The organism is Streptomyces sp. NBC_00038 (assembly GCF_026343635.1).
Classification (GTDB): domain Bacteria; phylum Actinomycetota; class Actinomycetes; order Streptomycetales; family Streptomycetaceae; genus Streptomyces.
The window spans coordinates 102,803-123,582 of sequence record NZ_JAPELQ010000002.1 but is presented as its reverse complement, the minus strand read 5'-3'; the positions used below and the strand labels follow the sequence as shown (position 1 = coordinate 123,582).

At 68.0% G+C, this 20,780-nt stretch carries 19 protein-coding genes and 1 pseudogene; 6 read left to right on the top strand and 14 right to left on the bottom strand.

Annotation, left to right across the window (positions count from 1 at the left end):
* Positions 1-149: 149 nt before the first annotated feature.
* Positions 150-365 (top strand): DUF6243 family protein, encoded by a 216-nt coding sequence (locus tag OG219_RS43725; protein WP_266836644.1) that lies wholly within the window; start codon positions 150-152, stop codon positions 363-365.
* Positions 366-903: 538 nt separating this feature from the next.
* Here OG219_RS43725 and OG219_RS43720 read toward each other — a convergent pair.
* The 3 genes from OG219_RS43720 to OG219_RS43710 form a co-directional block, all read right to left on the bottom strand.
* On the bottom strand, positions 904-1,116 hold the full coding sequence (locus tag OG219_RS43720) for a hypothetical protein (RefSeq protein WP_266836642.1): 213 nt from the start codon (positions 1,114-1,116) through the stop codon (positions 904-906).
* A gap of 519 nt (positions 1,117-1,635) precedes the next feature.
* Positions 1,636-5,910: a trypsin-like peptidase domain-containing protein gene (locus OG219_RS43715; RefSeq protein WP_266836640.1), complete on the bottom strand. Its 4,275-nt coding sequence runs from the start codon at positions 5,908-5,910 to the stop codon at positions 1,636-1,638.
* A complete protein-coding gene (locus OG219_RS43710; protein ID WP_266837910.1) occupies positions 5,894-6,238 on the bottom strand; it encodes a CU044_2847 family protein in 345 nt (114 codons plus the stop codon). The genes OG219_RS43715 and OG219_RS43710 overlap by 17 nt, the downstream gene beginning before the upstream one ends.
* A 398-nt stretch (positions 6,239-6,636) precedes the next feature.
* On the opposite strand from OG219_RS43710, the gene OG219_RS43705 reads away from it, so the two are divergent.
* A complete protein-coding gene (locus OG219_RS43705; protein ID WP_266836638.1) occupies positions 6,637-7,044 on the top strand; it encodes a hypothetical protein in 408 nt (135 codons plus the stop codon).
* A 435-nt stretch (positions 7,045-7,479) separates the two neighbouring features.
* Here the strand turns inward: OG219_RS43705 and OG219_RS48215 are convergent.
* From OG219_RS48215 to OG219_RS43680, 5 genes and pseudogenes are all read right to left on the bottom strand, one after another.
* Positions 7,480-7,676, bottom strand: a pseudogene (locus tag OG219_RS48215) (transposase); the annotation flags it as partial.
* A gap of 379 nt (positions 7,677-8,055) precedes the next feature.
* The gene (locus OG219_RS43695) at positions 8,056-8,646 is read right to left on the bottom strand and encodes a TetR/AcrR family transcriptional regulator (protein WP_266836634.1); all 591 of its coding nucleotides are present in this window, start codon (positions 8,644-8,646) and stop codon (positions 8,056-8,058) included.
* Positions 8,647-8,774: 128 nt separating this feature from the next.
* Positions 8,775-9,788, bottom strand: a complete 1,014-nt coding sequence (locus tag OG219_RS43690) for an NADP-dependent oxidoreductase (RefSeq protein WP_266836632.1) — start codon at positions 9,786-9,788, stop codon at positions 8,775-8,777.
* Between the two features lie 74 nt (positions 9,789-9,862).
* Positions 9,863-10,774 carry an alpha/beta hydrolase fold domain-containing protein gene (locus tag OG219_RS43685; protein WP_266836630.1) on the bottom strand — a complete coding sequence of 304 codons (912 nt, stop codon included), beginning with the start codon at positions 10,772-10,774 and terminating at the stop codon, positions 9,863-9,865.
* A 74-nt stretch (positions 10,775-10,848) separates the two neighbouring features.
* A complete protein-coding gene (locus OG219_RS43680; RefSeq protein ID WP_266836628.1) occupies positions 10,849-11,664 on the bottom strand; it encodes an oxidoreductase in 816 nt (271 codons plus the stop codon).
* A 650-nt stretch (positions 11,665-12,314) separates the two neighbouring features.
* Between OG219_RS43680 and OG219_RS43675 the strand changes: the two genes are divergently transcribed.
* Both OG219_RS43675 and OG219_RS43670 read left to right on the top strand, forming a co-directional pair.
* Positions 12,315-13,184, top strand: a complete 870-nt coding sequence (locus tag OG219_RS43675; RefSeq protein ID WP_266836626.1) for a Ku protein — start codon at positions 12,315-12,317, stop codon at positions 13,182-13,184.
* Between the two features lie 386 nt (positions 13,185-13,570).
* Entirely contained in the window at positions 13,571-13,912 is a 342-nt protein-coding gene (locus tag OG219_RS43670; protein ID WP_266836624.1) for a hypothetical protein, read from the top strand.
* Between the two features lie 24 nt (positions 13,913-13,936).
* Here the strand turns inward: OG219_RS43670 and OG219_RS43665 are convergent, their stop codons facing one another.
* Positions 13,937-16,297 carry an arylsulfatase gene (locus OG219_RS43665; RefSeq protein ID WP_266836622.1) on the bottom strand — a complete coding sequence of 787 codons (2,361 nt, stop codon included), beginning with the start codon at positions 16,295-16,297 and terminating at the stop codon, positions 13,937-13,939.
* A 268-nt stretch (positions 16,298-16,565) separates the two neighbouring features.
* Positions 16,566-16,907: a DUF2550 family protein gene (locus tag OG219_RS43660; protein WP_266836620.1), complete on the bottom strand. Its 342-nt coding sequence runs from the start codon at positions 16,905-16,907 to the stop codon at positions 16,566-16,568.
* Between the two features lie 421 nt (positions 16,908-17,328).
* Between OG219_RS43660 and OG219_RS43655 the strand changes: the two genes are divergently transcribed.
* Positions 17,329-17,790, top strand: coding sequence for a DUF6325 family protein (locus OG219_RS43655; RefSeq protein ID WP_266836618.1), 462 nt, complete (start codon positions 17,329-17,331; stop codon positions 17,788-17,790).
* A gap of 57 nt (positions 17,791-17,847) precedes the next feature.
* Positions 17,848-18,129: an SHOCT domain-containing protein gene (locus tag OG219_RS43650; RefSeq protein WP_266836616.1), complete on the top strand. Its 282-nt coding sequence runs from the start codon at positions 17,848-17,850 to the stop codon at positions 18,127-18,129.
* Between the two features lie 21 nt (positions 18,130-18,150).
* Here the strand turns inward: OG219_RS43650 and OG219_RS43645 are convergent, their stop codons facing one another.
* From OG219_RS43645 to OG219_RS43630, 4 genes are all read right to left on the bottom strand, one after another.
* Positions 18,151-18,300, bottom strand: coding sequence for a hypothetical protein (locus tag OG219_RS43645; RefSeq protein ID WP_266836614.1), 150 nt, complete (start codon positions 18,298-18,300; stop codon positions 18,151-18,153).
* A gap of 441 nt (positions 18,301-18,741) precedes the next feature.
* Positions 18,742-19,572 carry a phosphotransferase gene (locus tag OG219_RS43640; RefSeq protein ID WP_266836612.1) on the bottom strand — a complete coding sequence of 277 codons (831 nt, stop codon included), beginning with the start codon at positions 19,570-19,572 and terminating at the stop codon, positions 18,742-18,744.
* Positions 19,573-19,661: 89 nt separating this feature from the next.
* A complete protein-coding gene (locus OG219_RS43635) occupies positions 19,662-20,123 on the bottom strand; it encodes a hypothetical protein (protein ID WP_266836610.1) in 462 nt (153 codons plus the stop codon).
* Between the two features lie 175 nt (positions 20,124-20,298).
* Positions 20,299-20,775 (bottom strand): hypothetical protein, encoded by a 477-nt coding sequence (locus OG219_RS43630; protein WP_266836608.1) that lies wholly within the window; start codon positions 20,773-20,775, stop codon positions 20,299-20,301.
* Between the last annotated feature and the right edge of the window lie 5 nt (positions 20,776-20,780).

Below are 20,780 nucleotides of genomic sequence, written 5' to 3'. Positions count from 1 at the left end.
ACGGAACCGGGTAACGTCTTTGTCATGTTCTTCCAGACGCCGATTTACGAGTGAGCGCGTGATGGGCCCCTGCTGACGTCTTTCGACGTCGCCGCCCGTCCTCCACCGATGAATCCGTAGATCACTTCACATCATTACCGGGAGAACCCGTGACCGTGAGCAAGAACATCAACAACCCCGTGGGCATGGGCGGCGGCCAGCGCAAGAAGCTGTCCCGCGCCGAACGGCAGAACCACGGTCCGCACCGCAACCTCGACCGCCAGGGTGCAGCCGACCAGAAGGCGGAGCTGGTGCGCAAGATGCGCGAGAAGACAGGCACAGCTGAGGGCGCCGGGCAGGCGGGCGACGACACCGCACAGAGCTGACGCACCGCCGCCGCAGGGCGGCAACGCACGGGGCAGGGCCCGGACCGCGACGCGCGGCCGGGCCCTGCCGCCGTATCGAGGCTCAGCTGCCCACACCGAGCGCGGCCGGTCCCGCTCAGCTCTCTGCCGGCCCCCCGCGTCTCACCGGACCACCCGGGGCAGCCGCAGATTCGGCAGCCTCGTCACCGCCACCGCCCCGAGCTGTACCAGCAGCTCAGCACGTTCCCCGTGCCCAGCCCGGGCGACACCGCAACCAGGGGCGGCGTCGCGGGAGAGGAAGCGGACACAGTCGCACGACAACATTGGTGGACACCTCTGTGGGAGGACCACGAAACCCGCTGGTCAGAACGACTCCGATGGACAGCCCGACGCGGAACCTCCAGCCGGCCGGCGGCCGCGCGAACTCCGCTTTATCGCAGGTCACTCTCACTCAAGGCTGCGTCGCGCAGTGGGACGGTTCTCCGGTTCGGGTCGTTTCGCTGGGTGTCGTGTTCTGCCGGGCGGGGGCCACCGGGGCCGCCGACGAAGTAGGACGACTTCATGAGAGCGGAGTCTCCCTGCTTGGCGATGACGATCTGGTCGTGGCCCTTGAGCCGGGTGACATGGCGAGCCCCAGGCGCAGGCTGTGGCCGATGAGCCGGATCTCGATCCCGGCGCGTTCGCCGGCCCGGGTGATGACGTCACCGATGGACTCGGGCTGCAGTCCGCCCTTCACCGCAGCGACCTTCGACGGCGGCACGGTCCGCGGCACGTGTCCTCCTCGACCTACCCGTATCCCTCCCGGCGGACGAGCGCGATCGACTGCTTCGCAATTGGCGAATCAGTCGCCGCGTTCGAAGTCTCGGGTGTGAGGAAGCGCCAGCACCCGCGCCCGGCCCCATGCCCCGATGCGCGCGATGAAGAGCAGCATGCGGCAGGCTCACGGCCCAGCGGCCGCCGGTTGCGGGCTGACCCCAAACATCATCAATAGTCGGCGCTGAAGGGCCGGTGACAGATCTCGCAGAGATCGTGACAAGCCCCGCCGCAAGGGAAGCAGAGGTGGAGGACACTTCGACCTCGGCGGCGGCCTCGGCCACCGGCGTCTCGCCTGCGACCAGTTCGAGTAGCTGCGCGCTTGTCCTCGATGAACGCCACCTCTGCCGGGCACGGCGCCGCTCCTGGCTCTCGGCGCTGTGGGTCTGCCTGCACACGGGGCACCGGTAGCCGACCGGTACAGGGTCGCCGGGGAGTAGCGGTCGTGGTTGAAGGCTGGAGCACCCGGACACTGTCCTCATTGGCGGTCTGCGCAGGGCGAGCCCCGGTAGGAGTTCGGTCGAGCGTCCTTGTGGAGGTGTGGCGGGTCGTAGTCGCCGAGGGCCCGGCACAGGCGGGTGACGAGCGTGTCGTCGTCCAGTGGGAAGGACCAGGAGCCCCAGCGGCCGGCAGCGTGGAGGGCGCCGTGGGCGAAACGCCAGGCGCCGTTCGTCCAGAACTTTCCAAAATCGGCCAGTGCCGCGGCGCCGTCGTCCGACCAGACCTCGACGTTCCCGACGTTCGTGGCATTTCCCTCCAGTTTGACGAATACCATGTGCCCGTTACCGGCGTAGGCGACGATCCCCGTCATGAGCGGGGTGGGCATCCGGTGCTCGACCCGCCGGCTGACGGGGTTCAGTACGGTCGTCCAGTCTCGGACCACCACGGCGAGGCGGTTCCCGTCATCCCGGAAGCGCAGACCCTGCGGCCTGAATCCGTCCGCGGGCAGCCCGACGGTGACAGTGTGCCGCCGTACGCCGTCGTCGTCGGGGTCCCACGAGGTCAGCGTCCCGTCTCGCCGCAGTACCCATGCTGTGCCGTCCTGTTTGGGGGACACCGCGACGGCGAGGCAGTAGGTGACGCTGCGAGGGTTGGGCTCGCCGCATTCGGGCGCGTGTGCGGACGACATCCGGCCGTCCCCGTGGAGCCGCCGGATACCGTGTTTGTCCAGGAGCAGGAAGTCCTGCCCGCCGAGCGCGCGTACGTCCCGGACGACGGGATCGGGCTCCGGGTCGGCGGGAGCCTCCAATTGGTGCGCCACTGGTTCCAGCCCGGTGGCTCGCACCTCGTAGAGCACCCACCCCAGTTCCCCCCAGACGACCAGTCGCCGTCCGTCCGCGCTGTGGACGATCGAGCCGTCGAACTCGAAGAACGCCACGCTTCCGGGAGCGACCTGCTGTTCCCGGAGGCGTTCGCCGGTGAAGACGGAGACGGTGTCCTGGCGCTTCGGCAGGTCATGGGCCGTGCTGCTCCCCAGCACGGCCCATGACCTGCCGGACGGCGCGAACTCGGCGCGGGCCGTCGAGTGAGCGCTCGGCAGGCTCCGCGCCGGACGCATGGTGAGGGACAGCAGGTCCCGCCCGCACCATGTGTGCAGCACCGGGCTGCCCCGCGCGCTTCGCGTCACGAGGTTCGCGGCGCTCTCGGGGCACTCGTCGGTGTCGTAGAAGGCGGAGCGGTGGAAGGGGTCCAACGTCACGTGGTCCGCTCCGCTGACGGTGTCGTGCCACAGGACGGCGAACCCCGCGTCGTCCCCGACGAAGCGTCCCGTCGGATCCCGGCGGTCCTCCGCACGGTAGGCCCCCGCCGTGTCTCTCTTTCTGCCGGTGGCGGGATCCCTGTACGTGCCGTCGAACTCGGTGGATCTCTGCATCCCGAGCGTCCGGCCGCCGGCACCGACCAGTACGGAGTCGAGTCCGGTCTCGTCCCACGTCAGCCTCTCCTGGCCTGGGTCCAGGGCATGGACGCGCACGGTGGCGGGGTACGGGTAGTCGTCTGTCGTTTCGGAGAGGAGGATCAGCCTGTTGTCCGTCCGGTGCCCCGCGGGCAGCGCGACGTCCGTGAGGCACATGTCGGGCCGCAGGAGACCGGTCGGGAGTCGCACGTCCCGCCCCGTCTGTGTGTCTCGAACGTGGAGCTGTACGTCCTTCCCCGGTGCGCTGTCCGAGCAGGTTCCGTCCGTTCTCACCTTCGTCGCGTGCAGCACCAGCTGTCCGTCCGCCGAGAAGTCGAGCGCCAGGTTCTCCCGGCCCAGCACCCCTGCGCGGGCGGGCCAGCGGTCCAGTGTGCTGTGAGCGTCCGTGCTCCAGACCATGCCCTGCCCCTCCGGTCCCGCCACCGCGACCCGGGTCCCGTCGTCACTGACCGCCACGGCGTCGACGTCCTCGGGCAAGCCGGTGATTGGCTGCTTCACTGGCTTCCCGGCCGCCAGTCCGGTCACGACGAAGCCCCGCACGCCGCCGTCGGTGGCTTCCTCCAGCAGGGCCACCCGGCCGCCGTCCGCGGAGGCGGCCAGCGCCACTACCCGGCCCGCCAGGAACCCCTCGTGGACACTGCGCACCATCGACATCGCGGGATAGGCGCTCAGCAGTGCCCGGTTCGTCTTGTCCGTGCGTGCCGTGCGATGCGCCAGCACCGCCAGGGCGGCGCTCTCCACCGGATCTGCGACGGCCCGGTCCAGCGACCGGTCCGCCAGTGCGTTCGCCGCCTCCTCCCGCTCACGCCGTTCGGTCTGGCCGATCTCCCACCGGACGACGAAGACCAGCAGGCCCGCCAGCACCGCCAGCACGGCAACCAACGCCACCCCGGCCCGCCCGCGGCGCGCCGTGCGCCGCCGGTGCCGTCGGCTGCGGTCGATGAACTCGCCTTCCGCTGCGTCCAGTTCCCCCGAGCGCGCCTTCATCTGTGCCCTGGCCGCGGCGAGTTCCTGTCCTCGCAGCAGCAGATCGGCGTGCTGTCCGCCGTCCTCCCACTCACGCAGCCGCAGGCGCAGGCGTTCCTGCCAGGCGCGGAAGGCTCTCGACTCGTTCAGCCAGGCCCGCAGCGTCGGCCACTGCCGCACCAGGGACTCGTGCGCCAGGGCGACCGTCTCCCGGCCTGCGCTGTCTCGGCCGATCACCAGCAGCCGGGTGGCGGCCATGGCCTGTACCGCCGCCCGCAGGTCGGACGGCAGCGCCGTGTAGGCGCGGGCCACCCGGGCGTACCCCTGGTCGCCGTCGGGCAGCGCGAGTTGTTCGAACAGTCGGCGCGCCACGTTCTCTGCCGGACCGTCCGGCGCTTTGCACACCTCCGCCAGCTGCTGGTCCGCATACGCGGCCAGCGCTCCTTCCACTCCGCCGAGTTCGCGGTACGAGGCATGGGTGAGCCGGCCGTGTTCGCGGTTCTCCCACAGTTGGGCAAGGGCGAACTCCACCAGAGGCAGGGCGCCCGGCTCGGTGCCCGCGTCCGTGACGATGAGATCGGCGAGGCCCGCCTCGAACTCGATACCCGGGACGGCTTGCAGCGGCCGGCGGACGATCTCGCCGAGTTGGGCGGGGGTCATCGGCGCGACCATCTGGACGGTGACGCTGAGGCGTTCGGCATCACCGCCGGCCGCCAGGTCTTCCAGGGAGGCCGAGCGGAGGGTGGTCAGGACACGGAAGTGGCGGCCGTCCTGGTGGCGGGCGGTGGCCATGGTGAGGAGGGTGTCCAGGAGCTCACGGGCACGGGCCGGTTGCGCGCCGACCGTCTCTTCGAACTGGTCGAGGACGACGACGTGTCCGGCTGGCCCGCAGTGGTCCAGGACGCGGGCGCCGGTCAGGACAGCGGCCTGCGGGCTGAGCCGTGGTCCGGTCGCCTCGGGCAGCCCGGCCCTGGGGAACTGGTGTCGCAGGGTGGCGAGTAGGACTCCCACCGGCTCGGCCCCCGGCTGGCCGACGAAGTCGGTCACCGAGTATCCTGCCTCCCTTAGCAGCGGTAGTACTCCCGCGCGTACCAGTGAGGACTTGCCTACCCCTGAAGCTCCCGCCACCGGGACGAACGGCTGCCGGCGAACAGCCCGGGTGATCCGTTCACTGTCCTCCCGCCGCGCGAAGAACAGGTCCGCGTCCTGCTCCCGGAAGGGCTCCAGGCCCCGGAAAGGGGACGGGCACAGACTCGGGTCGAGGCCGAGCAGGGACGCCGCCGGGATCAGGTAGGCCGTGGTTGCGCCCGTTCCCGTCTCGGCGGCCACCGTCATCCCGACCACCCCGCCCTGGTCGGTGTCCCAGACCGGACCGCCGCTGAAACCGCGTCCGACGGAAGGCCCGTCCGGGCGGGCCTCCATCGACGTCCAGCCCTTGCCCACCGGAGCGCGGAGCCGGCCGTCCACCCACACACCGTGGTCATCCGTGCGCGAGGGGAAGCCCAGGACACGGAAAGCGTGGTCCCACACGGCCGTTCCGCCCGCGAAGCGGACCGGAGCGGTCTTCTCGACGGTTTCCTCCAGAGTCAGCAGCGCGATGTCGCCGCCCCCGTCGGACGCGACCGGCTGCCACCGGGAGACCATTGCCGGTAGGCGTGCGGAGGGCGGGGTCAGCAGGGGGAAGTCGACCATCACCGCATCCGGCGGGCGGACCGGGTCGCTCTCGTCTGTGCCCAGTGCGCTCGCCACGACATGCGCGCAGGTGGCAAGCGTCCGCTCCGCTACCAGGAAGCCACAGCCGACGACCTGCCCGTCCGCATCCCAGAACCGGGCAATACCCTGCGGGAATTCGTCATCAGGGACGGTGGTCACCGTCACGCTGCCCCGGGATGGCGGACTCGTCGGGATTCGCCCACTGCATGCTCACCGTGAAGTGGGCCTCGGTTGACCCACGCGCCACCACGACCCCCGCCTCGGCACTGAGGGTGATGCCGAACTCGACGGTCACCGATCCGGGAGGTCTCGACAGGGTGCGGGCACCGTCCAGAAGCGCACCAAGCGCGGGGCGGACGCGGGCGAGCGCCTGCTGGAGAGTTTCGGCCGCGCTGGCAACAGCAGCCCCGCGGGAGACACGCTGAGCGCCAGCTGGAGTGCTCTCTGCGACCTCCAGCAGCACGATCTGCCCGTCATCCAGCAGCATTTCACCCACACACACCACCCTGCGTTCCTCCCACAAGTCCGCTGCGCCCCATCCAAGACGTATGTGATATTGCAGGCGTTCACGCTCCGCGATCTCAAGCCAGTTCGCCCAATGCCGCCCGGCCGAGGGACTTCCCCCCGAAACAGGAGCCGTCGGGCACCCCGTCGTGCTATCGGTGCGGCCCCCAGCACGACCCTTCACCTTGGCGGGGTGCGATCTTCACGAATCGGGGCCGATCCAAGACGCCCCGGTGGTCTGCGGGACTGAGCCCGCAGCCCCCTGGAGTGGCCCGACGCACCGGCCCCGGCCGCTCACGAAAACCACCCCAGCTCGAGGCCGTTTTTGATGTCTGCCGCGAGTTAGATCAAACCCACGATCTCGTACGGGACTTCACCCAGATGCTCGCCCGGCGCACCGGCTCCGACCTGCCGGACTGGACCGACACCGCCCGCGACGCACGGCTGCCCGGGATCACCGGCTTCGCCCACGGGCTCACCACCGATCTGCAAGCCGTGATCGCCGGACCAACTGTGAACTGGAGCTCCGGCGGCGCTGGGGCCGTCGTCGTCCCGGTCCACGCTGTCACCGCGGCGCGCACCAGCTGGCGCCTGATGCGCGCTCCGGCCACCGAGGTACGGGTGCAGACGCCCGTACGCGATACCAGCTGGGTCACCAACCTCACCTCAAGGAAAAGATTGGGGAGGAGCGGTATGAGCGCCGAGCAGAACGACACGCATCCCCTGGCCCGTCAGGAGGGGTTGCAGCACTGTGTGAAGGGGCTGATGACGCAACTGGACAGGCGGTAGGAGAGGCCGTTTCCCACAGACAGACGTGGGCCAGCACTGCCGTGATGGTGAGTGATGGCGGCACGGTCGAGAGCACTGGAGGCGATGAAGAGGCACTGGGCTTCGTCGTGGCTGCGGTCGGGGCCCGCTGGCGTACGGCGACGATGGCAAGGCCATCGGCGGCCACACCATGCCGTGAGGGCCGCCAGCGGGTCTTGAAGACTTCTACGACGTCGTGTTCAGCCTCGTCTGCATGGTGTGAGGCCGGGCGGGGCCGACCGACTGGCAGGAGCCGTGGGAGGCTCGGCACGGGCCCAGCCGTGGGCGTGCATGGTTTCGGTCTCCCAGTCCTCGAACAGCTGGGGGAGCGCCGCCGGGCCACGGTCGGCATCGCGGTGCCAGCGGATGAAGGCGCGGTCGGCGGGCCGGTGCGCGTCGCAGGCCGGGCAGAACTCCCTGCGTGGTGGCCGCGTCCGGCTCGCCCCAGGTGTCGGGCTTGGCGAAGCGGAACTCCTTGCCGTGCTTCGGCGGGCGTCCGCCCTGGGGCGGCGAGATCCACCGACGCGGGCGGGCCTGCGCATTACCCGGTCCGACTGCATCTGTCCCAGCAACTCCGCCGGGAGGCCGTCGAGGAGGTAGGGCGGAACACGTGGCTCGCCCACCATGTCGCGGGAATCGAGACGTACGGCCCGTACCAGCTCGTCGGCGGCGCTGGCCTGCCGGTAGACCATGGCGAATGAGGTCAGGCCGATCGCGGGGGCGGCTGGGTGTGCCACGCATGAGGTCGTCAGGTCCCGCACGCGGGTCAGTTCGTCGCGCAGGTTCCCGGTGTGTTGTGTGATGGCCTGTGCCACGACAGGTACGAGGTCGTCGAGTCCGGCAAGGTCGCGCGTGCTCGCGGTGCCGTTGGCGATCCGGTTGACATCGCCTTCGACCGGACCCGAGTTCAAGGCCCCGCCGAAGCGGCAGACGCTCGGCCGGGGGCGTGGTGTGGAGCGGCTTGTCGAGGCTGCCGGGTGGTGCTGCGGCGCGTCAGCGGGACTCCTGTACGCCGAGCAGAGTGAGGGCGTTGCGGATGCCCTCGTCAAGGAGTTCGTCGGAGAGTCGCCGGTCGGCCAGGGCGCGGGAGAGCTGCAGCGTTCCGACCATCATGGCGTAGACGCTGAGGAGCTTTGTGTGCACCGAGCGCGGATCGGCGGGCGCCAGGCGAGCGGCGATACCGTCGATGACGGCGAGCACGCCGTCGGTGTACGCCTGCTTGGTCTCGTCCGCGCAGCGCCCGATCTCATCAAGGAGTGCCGCGGAGGGGCAGCCGTCGTCGGGACTGTCGCGGTGCTGGGGCGACAGATACCACCGTACGATCTGCTCGACTCCGGCGATGCCGGGGGCCGCCTGCTCGATGACGTTCGCGTACTGGGCGCGCAACTGGTCCGCGACCGCGGCGGCCACGAGGTCGTCCTTGGATGCGAAGTGTGCGTAGAAGGCGCCGTTGGTCAGGCCTGCGTCCGCCATCAGCGTCGAGATGCCCGAGCCGTCGATACCGTCCCGCTTGAACCGGCGGCCGGCGGTCTCGATGATCCGCTGCCTCGTCGCCTGCTTGTGCTCTTTCCCGTAACGCGCCACGCGCTTGCTCCTTTGTGCGCCGGAAGGGTCACCCGCGCTTCGCCATCGTATTGGATTGCGAACGTACTCCAATGGTGTGCCGACGGCGTATTGGAGTACCGACACGCCTTCTCTGCGGCCGGCCCGATTCAATCGTTGTCGGGCGTCATGGAGATCACGACCTTTCCGGCCGTGGTGCGGCCCTGCTCGACGTGCGCCATCGCTTCGAGCGTCTGGTCGAAGGGGAACGTTCGGTCGATGACCGGGCGGAGTTGCCCGTTGTCGTAGAGGGCGGCGAGCTCGCGCAGCTGGGTGCCGTTCGCCTGCATGAAGAAGAACCCGTAGCGCACGCCCAGGGCCTTGGTCTGCTTGCGGATCTTGCGACTGAGCACGTTCATGACCAGGCCCAGGAAGGATGGGGCGCCGAGCTGCCTGGCGAACGCGGCGTCCGGCGGGCCGACGACACTGATGGCCAGGCCGCCGGGCTTCAGCACGGTCAGCGACTTCTCGAGGTTGACTCCACCCAGTGAGTCCAGCACCAGGTCGTAGCCGGACAGCACCTGCGAGAAGTCCTCCTTGGTGTAGTCGACGACGATGTCGGCGCCGAGGCTCTTGACCAGCTTCTCGGAATCAGTGTTCGCGGTCGTCGCCACCGTGGCGCCGAGGTGCTTGGCGAGCTGGATGGCCGTCGATCCGAGGCCGCCGGCACCGGCATGGATGAGCACCTTCTGGCCCGGCTTCACATGGGCGCGGTCGACGAGGATCTGCCAGGCGGCCAGGGCCACCAGCGGCACCGCGGCCGCCTCGTGGAGGGTGAGTGACTCCGGCTTGGGCGAGACGTCGTCCTGGTCGATCGCAATGAACTCGGCGAAGCTTCCGATCCGCAGGTCGCGGGGACGTGCATAGACCTCGTCGCCGACGGCCACGTCGCGCACGGCCGACCCGACCTGCGTCACGATGCCGGCGACGTCGTGGCCGAGCACGAACGGAAGCTTGTACCTCAGGAGTCGTTTGAACTCCCCGTTGCGGACCATTTTGTCCAGCGGGTTGATGCTGGTGGCGCTCACTCGGACCAGGACGTCACCGTCGCCGACGGTGGGTTCGGGAACGTCTGCGGCGCGTAGGCCGTCCTTGCCGTACTTCTCGACGACGAATGCCTTCATGTCAGCCATCCCTTTGCGTGATCTTCTCGGTTGCCTTCTCGGCGGACGATGCGCATGTCCGGGCAGCTTCCACATCAGCTGCCGAGGTGCCGTCGAAGCCACTGACCCATCTGTTCGATCCCCCGGTCCACCTCGGGCACGCGCCCCGCGCCCAGGATGAACGAGTGCTGGCCCTCGGGCAGCGGGCGGACCTCGGAGAGGATCTTGAAGTCGGCGAGTCGACGGCCGAAGTCGGCGCCCTCGCCGGCAAGCGCCTCGTACTCGCCGTAGTGGAGGGCCGTGGGCGGCAGGCCGGTCAGGTCGGCGTTCACGATGCTGATGCCGGGGTCGGTGAAGTCCACGCCGGGGTCCTGCAGCCAAGCCGCTCGGAACTGCTCGAGGATGTCCCGGCTGAGCATCTTGTCGAGTTCCTCGTTCTCGTCCACCTTCGAGTTACTGATGGTGAGGTCGGTCCACGGCGAGATACTTATGATCGCCCCGGGTGCTGCCTCGCCCTTGGCCAGCAGGCGCAGCGGCAGCGCGATGGCGAGGGTGCCTCCGATGGAGTGGCCGGTGCTGCCGATGTTCCGCGGCTCGTAGCCCTGTGCCAGCAGCCACCGGTAGGCGGTCTCGGCGTCGTCGATCTGCGCCGGGTGGGGGTGCTCGGGCGCCAGACGGAAGCCCACGACGAGTGAGCGAGCTCCGGCCGCCTTGGCGATGTGGCCGGCGGCCTTGCGGTCCGATGTGATCGAGGCGGCGACCGATCCGCCGAAATGGAAGTGGAGCAGCGCCTTGTCGGGGTCGGCGCCCTCAGGGATGGCCCACAGGGCGGGGACGCCGTCCGCGTCCACGTCGGCGTAGGTGACGCCTTCCGGCTCGGTCGATGCCGAAGCATGTGTGTCGACGATGTCGCGGACGACGGCCAGGTCGAGGCCCGGTGTCGACGCCTTCGCGCGCACGCCTTCGAGGAACTGCGCGAACTGCTGTGCTTCCGTGCTGATTCCCATGGTGATGCTCCTTGTCAGGTCAGAGCTGAACGCGCCTCTCGCGCGCACTGCAGGTCGATGGGCAGGGTGCGACGTCAGCCGGGCATCCGGTTGAATCTGCGGATCTGCTTGTCGAAGATCCCGGCAGGGACGAGGCGTCGCGCGGTGGTGATGCGTGAGGCGAGCGGCCCGGCGGTGTAGCGCAGCTTCGGCTTCGGGGCGGTGGCTGCCGTGACGATCTCCTTGGCTACGACGGCGGGGTCGTCGCCGGTCTTCATTGCCGCGGCGACCACTTCGTCGAAGACGCGCCGCCGCTCCGCATACAGCGACAGGGGGGTGTCGGGCTGCGCGGCATTGGCGTCGAAGGCGGTCCGGGTATAGCCGGGCTCGACGAGCAGGACGCGGACGCCGTGCTCGCGGACCTCGTGGTCCAGGGACTCGGAGTAGCCCTCGATGGCGTGCTTCGCGGCGACGTAGAGGGCCATGTAGGGCTGCGGGATGACGCCGAGGACGGACGAGAGGTTGACGATGCGTCCACGCCCCTGGGCGCGCATGTGCGGCAGGACGGCCTTCGTCATGCGGACGAGACCGAAGAAGTTGAGGTTGAAAAGGCTCTGGGCCTGGGCGACGGAGTTCTCTTCGGCGGCGCCGGCCGAGCCGAGACCGGCGTTGTTGACGAGGACGTCGATCCGTCCGAACCGTTCGATCACTTCCTGGACGGCCGCGGTGACGGATTCGTCGCTGGTCACGTCGAGGTCGAGGAAGGTCACACCGGCGGGCGAGGTGAGTCCCGAGGTGTTTCGTCCGGTCCCGATCACCTCGAACCCGGCTGTGACAAGGGCGCGAGCGGTTGTGTTACCGATCCCTGATGACGCCCCCGTTACGAGTGCTACCGGCCGATGTGTCGCCATCACAGACTCCCTACGTCATTGAATTACGATCGTTTAGCGTACGATCGTAAGGCTATAGCGGGACGGGGCGGATGGCAAGGAGCGGCTTCGGCGATCGCGGGAACCTGCGGCTTGTTGCGGGAGGGAACGGGGGCGACGAAGGCGGCAGGTCACCGATACGGCCCGGTACTGCCTGTCCGGGCACGCGGAGAAGGCGCGTGCTGCACCGATGACGGGCGGCACGAGATGCGAGACGGGTCACCGGCGTGCCGCGCACAGCTTCACGTGCTGACGCCGTCACTCCGTACGCGACGAAGGGTCGACGCCGGCGGACGAGTGGTCCGGCGACTTGCGGGCGGTCCGTGGCGTCGAATAACGCCTGCAACTCGTCCCGGGCCGTGACACGTTTTCCGTGAAGCCGGGAACCGGCGCGAATCGCATCTAAGGCGAACTGGTCAAGGTGGGCCAGTTACAGCCCGGCGACGGGTCCACCTCGACGACATGTCGCGGGTGCGCATCCGCAAGTACTGTGCGGTCGAGGATCGCGAGGTCACGCAGAGCGAGATTGGTAAGACGCCTCACGTCGCTTGAAGTCAAGCTGCAGCGGCGAGCGGTCCAGGAAAGGCTGTCCGTTCGTCGAACAACCTGTGGTGCTGCCGACAGCGAAGGCCATGGAGATCCAAGCCTTCGTGCCGGCTGAAAGCATCGACCCGATCCGGATCGGCGAGGGCTACTACCTCCAGCCCGACGGGCAGGTCGCAGCGAAGCCGTACGTACTGCTCGTCCAGGCCTTGGAGCGGAGCAGCAAGGTGGCCGTGGCGAAGTTCGCCTGGTCCAAGAGCGTCTCGGCCTGCTCCGGGTGCGGGACGGCGTCATCGTGCTGCACGCGGATGAAGTGTGACGACGGGATCCGCAACCCCGCCGAGCTGGTCCCCGAGGCTGTCGAGCTCACTGCCGAAGAGATCGCCGAGGCGGAGCATCTCATCGACCGCCTGTCCCGCGACGACCTCGTCGGCGAGGAGTTCACCGACCGGTACACGGACGCTGTCGCCGAGATCATCAAGGCGAAGCGGGAGTACAGGGAGCCGCCTGTGGCGCCGACGGCCGCGGAGGCGAAGGGGCAGGTGCTCGATCTGATGGCGGCGCTCCAAGAGTCCGTGGCCAAAGCGAAGGCCCCTCGGGGCGAGAGCGGCGACGCCGACCGTGCACGAGCTGCCGAAGAAGAAGGCCGCGGCCAAGAAGACGGTGAAGAAGACGGCCGTCAAGAAGACCGCCGTGAAGAAGACGACCAAGAAGGCGGCAGCGAAGAAGCCGCGCCGCAGCGCCTCGTAGTCGCCGATGAACGCAGAGCCAAGGTGTGGTTCATAGGACTTGACGCGGCGCAGAGGCACCACGAACGCGGCGACACTCCGCACCTCCGGGACGCGCGAGCGTCCGCCTCTGCGGGCCGGGTGGACGCTCGGGTCAGAGTGCCGCTTCGGGCTCCGCCCCGGTGCGACCCACGGGCGGCATATCCGCTCCAAGTTCGGTTACGTCGGTGATGTGGGCCGTGCCTTCGACGAACGGTGTCCCGAGTGACACGACTTCGGCTGATCGCGCCTTTGTCGTCCTCGATCTCCAAGAGCACTGTCGCTTCGAACCGGAACTGAACCGTGAGGGTCTGGTGGATGACTGCGCCGCCCTGCAAGACCGAGTAGTCGAAGTTCTTGTAGGCCCGGCAGGCGAGTTGTGCGCTCACCCACAGGCGGTCGCCGACCCGGTAGGTCTTGTTCTTCCTGACGGTCGTCTCGACCAGGTTGATCTGTCGCAGCGAGGTGCGCCCGACGATCTTGTGAACGCCCGTTGCATCGGTCACTGACCTGCTCTTGCGGCGTCTACATCATGTGACAATCGGAATCGATCGGTGCGTGCGAGTGAGGTGGTCTCGATGGCGGTGACGGTAGCGGCGGGCGATGCCCGGGTCGCGGCGGTCCGTGCCGCGCTTGAGCCCTTCGGGTGGCAGTCGTTCACTACCGAGCTGGTCTGCCGACGTGCGGTTGCCGCCATGGAGGGCGGACAGACGTTTCCTCGGCCCCGTGGTCCTCAGAACGGGCTGAATTCGCAGGCTGAGTGCGCTGGAGCTCTGGTGGAGGTCTTGAGCGGATGCCGGTGGCGGTCGCTTACCGTCGACGGCCTGAGCCGGCTGCTGGTGGGCGCCGCAGAAGCATGGCGTCAGGAGCGGGCCTGGTTCGACATCCGGCTGGGTCTGCTGCTGGACGGCATTGGCTGACCAGCAGCAAGCTGTGCCGGGCCCTTACTGCCGGGCCATGTGCATGCGCATCTCGCTCGGGGCGTCGACGATCAGGTCACCGGACAGGTCGACGGTCACGCTGTGCAGGGTGCCGGTGAACCGGAACGGCGCCCGGTAGTCGGAGGTGACGGCCGAGCCGGGGTTCGCGCCGCAGCACATGCCGCCGGGATTGAAGGCGACCGGGGTCGTAAACGGCATGTCGAGCTCGCCGACCAGGCGGTCGTCGACGTACAGCTGGGCGCGGCCGGGCGAGCCCTTGCCTGCCGCGATGTCCGGACCGCCGGTGGGCTCAAACTCGAAGCGCAGCGTGTGACGGCCTTCTAGGACGTCCTCGTCCGACGCCACGTGGTGCAGCGTGCGGTGGACGTAGTTATGGGCGTAGTGCAGACGTTTGTTTTTGACGTAGAAGGACCAGCCTCCGGCGTTGGTGCCCTGGCAGAGCAATACGCCCTCGGCGCCGCCGGGTGGGATCTCCACCTCGGCGGTGAGACTGTGCGGGCGGTTGAGGACCCGGGGGGCGACGGCCGCCGAGAGGACCTGAGTGCCGGGACGCAAGGTGTAGCTGGTCCGGGCCGCGGTGATCTGCGGCCGCTCGAGCATCAGGCGCTCAAGGGCGCTGCCGTCGATCGGCAGCACGTTGTACTTGCCGGCCTCGACGTACCACAGCGCGATCATCTCTATCAGCTTGCCGCGGTGCTCCTGGGCGAGGTTGCGGGTCTCGGCGACGTCCTCGGCGACGTGGTACAGCTCCCAGTGATGGGCGTCCAGGCCGTCCAGGTCCGTCATGGTGATCGGGGTGCCGAACGGCTTGCCGGCCTCGACGAACGAGGGGCCGGGCCAGGGGCAGACCGCACGCCAGCCGGTATGGTCGATCGCCCGGTGCCCGAACATCTCGTAGTACTGAGTGCGGTGACGGGTCGGCGCGGCGGCGTCGTCGAAGGTCTGGGCGAAGCTGACCCCGTGCAGGGGCGACTGGGTGACACCCCGGATGGTGGCGGGCGGCTCGACGCCCAACACGTCGAGGACGGTGGGCACCATGTCGATGATGTGCGCGAACTGGTCGCGGATCTCGCCGCGGGCCTGGATGCCCGCCGGCCAGTGGACCAGGAATGGGTCGCTGACGCCGCCCCGGTAGGTCTCCCGCTTCCACCGCCGGAACGGTGTGTTGCCGGCGGACGTCCAGCCCCACGGGTAGTGGTTGAACGTCTCAGGGCCGCCGATCTCGTCGATCCGCGCCAGGCTCTCCTCCAGGGACTCGGGCGCGTTGTTGAAGAACTGCAGCTCGTTGGTCGTCCCGGTCGCCCCGCCCTCGGCGCTGGCGCCGTTGTCGGAGACCACCATGATCAGTGTGTTGTCGAGTTCGCCGATCTCCTTCAGGAAGGCCATCAGCCGTCCGATGTGGTGGTCGGTGTGGGAGAGGAACCCGGCGTAGACCTCCATCATCCGTGCCGCGAGGCGGCGGGCGTCCGGCGAGAGGGACTCCCAGACAGGCACGTCCGGGTCGGGCGGGGAGATCTGTGCGTCCTGCGGCATGATGCCGAGCTGCTTCTGCCGGGCGAAGGTGCGCTCGCGGTAGGCCTCCCAGCCGTCGTCGAACTTGCCCCGGTACCGGTCTGCCCACTCCTTGGGCACATGGTGCGGGGCGTGCGTCGCGCCCGTGCAGAAGTGCAGGTAGAACGGCTTGTCCGGGGCGACCTGCTTGGCATCGGTGATGAACGACATCGCCCGATCGGTCAGGTCCTCGGTGAGGTGGTAGCCCTCCTCCGGCGTCGACGGCTGCTCGACCTGGTGGTTGTCGTACACCAGATCCGGATACCACTGACTGGTGTCGCCGCCCAGGAAGCCGTAGAACCGCTCGAATCCCCGCCCCAGCGGCCACCTGTCGTACGGCCCCGCGGCCGACTCTTGCTCCGAGGGCATCAGGTGCCACTTGCCGACCATGTACGTGTTGTAACCGTGCTGGAGCAGCATCTCGGACAACATTCCGTTCTCGAACGGGATCTGCCCGTTGTAGCCGGGATACCCGGTGGCGAGCTCGGTGATCGACGCCATTCCGTTGGCGTGGTGGTTACGGCCGGTCACGACGCAGGAGCGCGATGGCGAGCACAGGGCGGTCGTGTGCATGTTGCTGTACAGGAGCCCGCCCGCAGCCAGGGTGTCCAGGCTGGGCGTCTGGATCGGGCTGCCGTAGCAGCCCAGCTGCCCGTACCCGGTGTCGTCCAGCACGATCATCAGCACGTTCGGCGCATCCGGCAGCGCCCGCACCGGCTGCGGCCATGCGGGGGTCGACTCATCCGTGGTTCGCCCGACGACTCCGGGGAAAGTTCGTCCCGGCTTGTACTCGCTCCAGGATGTCTGCGACATGCCCGGTCTCCGTTCCACCGGCGCGCACATTACTCGTTCCGGCCGGCCCTTGAGGTTTCAGAGTGATGAGGACACCGTGAATTCGTCAGCCGGGCTTTCCGTCTCTCCGGCTCTTCCACGAAGCGTGTGCGCACTGCGGCACAGCGGGGACCTGCCCGGCTGTTCGAAAGCCTCTTTTCCACGCTAGGCCGCAAGGACCCACGCCGCCACCAGAGAGCCTCTGCCTTGCGGGGGAGCTGTGTCTCTCAGCAGTTCGAGCTGGACTCCGTTATCCCGCAGCGATGGAGAGCATCACGAGATCCCTCCCCAGACGCTTCACGTCGCCCGCCTCGGCCACACGGTCCTGCCCGGCCAGGGAATCCGCCGGGACGAATTCGCTGCGAAACAGCAACGGCGCCCCGTACCAGACCAGGATGTCGCGGATCCACTGCCCGTATCCACGCCGCCACTTCACAGAAAGGCCCGGGACGTCGCCTTGGACGACACGGATTGCGCTCTTGGAGGCTCCGGTCTGACGCCTGACCCACCGTCGTCTCAGCAATACGGCGGTCAGGAAGGCGAGAATCACGATCAGATCGACGCCCAGGACGGCGAGTAGCGCGACCAGCATGGCCGAAGTATCCCTCGGCGACAGCCGCGCTGCTCGCTGGATGGCGTAAGGGCGACCTCGAATGCCCAGAGCTGACGACACCGGGACGATGGAAGCGGCCGTAGCAGTTGTGGCATCAGCTCACATGTCAGGGCTGACTGGTTCGGGGGGAGCCGTCGCGCTGTGTCGCCATAAGTGTTCGGCTGGTATCAGTACTGAGCGGAGAGAGTTACCGTAAGGGCGACGGGCCGTAAAAAGTTCTTTGCGGGTTCAATAGTTGACCTGTCATTAGCTGATCCGGCGTCCGCATCATCTTCCCGTGACGTGCGCAGCGTTCTGGCCAATGTTGCAATGGGAGGATGAAGTTGGGGCGACCACGCTTGCCAAGGTCCGGTGTGGACAGCTTGGTCATGGCTGCGTCCCAGCCCTGTGAGGAGCGGTCATGAGCGACGATTTCGAAACCATGGGACCGGTCGACTTTCTGGTCATCGAGTTTCCGGGCAACCGCATGACGGGTGAGGGATTCCCCTTGCTTCTCGACCTGGTGGACAGAGGAATTATTCGAATTCTGGACCTTCTGTTCGTCCGGAAGGACACCGACGGAAGCGTCGAAGGTCTGGAACTGAAGGATCTGGATGCTGACGGTGAACTCGACCTGACCGTGTTCGAGGGAGCCTCATCAGGACTCCTGGGCCAGGATGACATCGAAGAGGCGGGGATGGCCCTTGAGCCGGGCAACTCGGCCAGCATCCTGGTGTACGAGAACCTCTGGGCCGCTCCCCTCGCACAGGCACTGCGACGCGGAGGAGCGCAACTCGTCGCAAGCGGGCGCATCCCGGTGCAAGCTCTTCTGGCCTCGCTCGATGCTGCGGAGGCCGCAGTGGGCGATGCAGCCGCAACCTGACCCCGCGGACGCTTCGGGCAAACCTTATCAACTCGACATCAGCCAAGGAGCATTGACATGCCAGGACTTCTCCGAGGGGTAGCGCGCACGGCGGTGGTGGCCGGCACGGCTACCGCGGTCTCCAACAGAGTTTCGCGGCGCCAGGCCGGCCGTTGGGCCCAACAGGAACCAGCGGCAGCCGAGCAGAGTGCGCCGCCCCCGGCCGCAGCACCGGCACCGGCCGTACCGGACATGGAGAGCAAGATCGCTCAACTCAGGGATCTCGGACAGCTGAAGGAGCAAGGTGTCCTGACCGAGGAAGAGTTCGCGGCTCAAAAGAGCAGGATTCTCGCTTCGTGACCAGCTGCTGAGGTCGGGATGTCATCGACTTTCGGAGAAGGTGGCCAGCTGCAGCCCCTCGGCCTGAGCGCGGCCCACCAACTCCTCGATCAGTTGGTCATCCACCGCTTTCACCGACTGCGGGACAGCCACCTTCGAACTCTCGTCCTCAGGCGCGTTGTTACTGGTCATCAGTGCATCCTCCATGATCAGGAGTTACACCGTTCTTCTTACAGTCCCTGTGAGCGTCGCCACATGCGTACGGCTCTGCCCACGCTGGCCGGATTCTTGCCGGATGGGAGAACGGTAGGACGAGTCAGCGATCAGCGCGCGGGGCATGAGGCAGTGTCAGCCAGGAGCCGGGTGTCAGCAGGTCAAAGCAGGGGGCAGTGAAGGGAAATCAAGGGCAGTCGGCGAGTAACTTCTACTTTCCTCCAGGTAGGTAGAAGTACATCAACCTGGGATCTTCTGGTTTGGCTGGTTCTCTACCAGGGCCGTTTTCGTCTCGGGGCGGTGCTGGGGCGAAAGGGCACGCGCATCGGCCTGGTACCTCGTTCGGAGGGAACCGGCGCCGTCACCTGCTCGGGGACTGTGCCGTCCCGCGCGCGGGGGATCAAAGGGGTGCTACGACGATCAGGGGGATAGGGCGTGAGTGCCTGTTTGGCGCACCTCCTCGCGGTGAGCGGCCCATGTCCGGGCGGCTGTGGTGAGAGCGGCCCTGTGAGGCATCGGGCGCTTCCGCTCCCAGTCTTCCCACGCGGCGTAGACCGTGCGCGCAAAGGTAGTGACGGTGGCAGGGTCGGCCGTGCGGTACGCGGGAACTTGCCGGGCGATCGTCTCGGCCTGCTCTGGTGTATGGCCGGCGGAGATGAGGCGGGGGACGGTCAACGCTGTGTCTGCCCACGAGGGGGCGGGGCACGCTAGGGCCCAGTCCAGTAGCCGCAGTTCGCTGGAGAGGGTCACCAGCATGTTGTGCGGTGACATGTCCGTGTGCGCGAGTGCTCGGCCTTGCAATCCGGGCGGTACGTCTTCGGGTAGGAAGTCGGCCCACCGCGAGTGCAGCGGCTTCTTGCGCAAACCTTCGGGCCATGGTGCCTCGGACATGATGGTGAGGGTGCGCAGAAGGGGGCCAATATCCTCGGATCCTGGAGCCAGGCTTGGGTGACGACCATCAACGTATTCGTACCCGTAAAGCAGCCACCCGCCCCCGTCGACTTCCCACAGCCCACGAGGTGCGAGCGGTGCGCCCTGCGTGACCTGAAACTCGTGGCGGTACACCCACGCCTGCGGATCGTCGTGAGCGGTGCCCTTGACGAACGCTCGGCCTGCCCGTGTGTGGATAGTGCAGGCGAGCCGGGACATGACGCCGTGCGGCGCGGTTTCGGCCTGCTCGACCGGCCCCGTGTGGCGTTCGACGGCGGCCCGGGCCGGTGCTGGTAGGTCGTGCCATTCGATGCGGTCCACCCGCGGTCTCCTGCGTTGGGCGAGCAGTACGGGGCTGGTCCCCGGCCTTGCCACAGCGTGGCACAGACCGAGGACCAGCAGGGGAACCGTTACGGATGGTTCGGGCTGTCCGAGCAGTTGGCGTGGCACTGCGAGCAGTCGGCGAGGTCCAGCTCGGACCAGAACTCCATGTCGATTTCGTACCCGGCGAGGGTGATCGAGTCGACGGTTAGCGCGCGCAGTGCCTTGCCGCCGCCGTGCTCCTCCTTGTCGAGGAATCCGGGCTGGTGGTGCAGGAAGCGGCCGAATCGCTGCTCGCAGAACTCGGCGTACGCCTTGGTGTGGAGCAAGAAGGCGTGCCAGAAGTCATCGACGAGCGGTGAGGGGCTGAGCGGACGGCCGGCAAAGTTGCACGCCGCGAGGAAGGCGAGCATCTGTCCGACGCCTCGGTCTGCCTGCTCCCGGGTCAGCTGCGGGAACTTGTCGATCATGTTGGATACCAGGGTTTCCCGCATCTCCGCGTTGAGCAGGGTGCGCGCGTCGGCCGCGGGGCGTTCCTGCATCGTGGTCACGTGCTTGCCTCCATGATGTGTGGATGGTTGCTTGCACTTGCTGACCGCCCCACCTGCTTTCGACGTTCCAGTTCCTCACCAGGTGGGGCGGAACCTTCGACCCCTTCCGTTCGAACCTCAGCGGGTCGGCCCGGGGTCCCATCCACCTCGGGGAGGCCCGTCTCTGTGGTGAGGTTCAGAAGCGGCGACGGGCGTACGTGGTGCCCCACACGACCGCGCCGCGGGCGAAGCTGTCGCGTAGGTGTGCGTCGGTCTCGGCTTGGCCGGCCGCGAGCGCGAGGGGCGCCAAGATCAGGCAGATTCGGCACGCGGCACTGCTCCCCACAAGTGACAACCAGTCTTGCGATGGCGAGGGGATCGTCATCACGTATTGGTCGTGGCCGTAGTCCAAGGCGACGTGCCCGCGGCTGGTCATGATCCGTCCGCCGATCACGGGGGGTTCTTGGTTGCCAGGGCCGAGGTGCAGCGCTGAGGCGAGGCGTCGCATTCCGTCCTCGACGCTCTCGGTCGTCTCGTTGGCCCGGCGGGGGCCGGGGTGAGTGATGAGCAGTTGGGCGACGGCGAACTCGGGCGTGTGGTGGACGCCGGTAGCGGCGGCGAGGCTCGCGACGAATTCGGGTCCGGGCGGGATGTCGAGGCTCGGGGCGGCCATGATGC

What these genes read in the sequence shown, in the direction of transcription:
- OG219_RS43645 (WP_266836614.1), bottom strand. Translation starts at nt 18,300, where the DNA reads ATGACCAGTAACAACGCGCCTGAGGACGAGAGTTCGAAGGTGGCTGTC.
- OG219_RS43690 (WP_266836632.1), bottom strand. Translation starts at nt 9,788, where the DNA reads ATGAAGGCATTCGTCGTCGAGAAGTACGGCAAGGACGGCCTACGCGCC.
- OG219_RS43660 (WP_266836620.1), bottom strand. Translation starts at nt 16,907, where the DNA reads ATGCTGGTCGCGCTACTCGCCGTCCTGGGCGTCGATCTGATCGTGATT.
- OG219_RS43670 (WP_266836624.1), top strand. Translation starts at nt 13,571, where the DNA reads ATGGCGGTGACGGTAGCGGCGGGCGATGCCCGGGTCGCGGCGGTCCGT.
- OG219_RS43665 (WP_266836622.1), bottom strand. Translation starts at nt 16,297, where the DNA reads ATGTCGCAGACATCCTGGAGCGAGTACAAGCCGGGACGAACTTTCCCC.
- OG219_RS43675 (WP_266836626.1), top strand. Translation starts at nt 12,315, where the DNA reads ATGGAGATCCAAGCCTTCGTGCCGGCTGAAAGCATCGACCCGATCCGG.
- OG219_RS43680 (WP_266836628.1), bottom strand. Translation starts at nt 11,664, where the DNA reads ATGGCGACACATCGGCCGGTAGCACTCGTAACGGGGGCGTCATCAGGG.
- OG219_RS43705 (WP_266836638.1), top strand. Translation starts at nt 6,637, where the DNA reads ATGCTCGCCCGGCGCACCGGCTCCGACCTGCCGGACTGGACCGACACC.
- OG219_RS43650 (WP_266836616.1), top strand. Translation starts at nt 17,848, where the DNA reads ATGCCAGGACTTCTCCGAGGGGTAGCGCGCACGGCGGTGGTGGCCGGC.
- OG219_RS43630 (WP_266836608.1), bottom strand. Translation starts at nt 20,775, where the DNA reads ATGGCCGCCCCGAGCCTCGACATCCCGCCCGGACCCGAATTCGTCGCG.
- OG219_RS43685 (WP_266836630.1), bottom strand. Translation starts at nt 10,774, where the DNA reads ATGGGAATCAGCACGGAAGCACAGCAGTTCGCGCAGTTCCTCGAAGGC.
- OG219_RS43710 (WP_266837910.1), bottom strand. Translation starts at nt 6,238, where the DNA reads ATGCTGCTGGATGACGGGCAGATCGTGCTGCTGGAGGTCGCAGAGAGC.
- OG219_RS43655 (WP_266836618.1), top strand. Translation starts at nt 17,329, where the DNA reads ATGAGCGACGATTTCGAAACCATGGGACCGGTCGACTTTCTGGTCATC.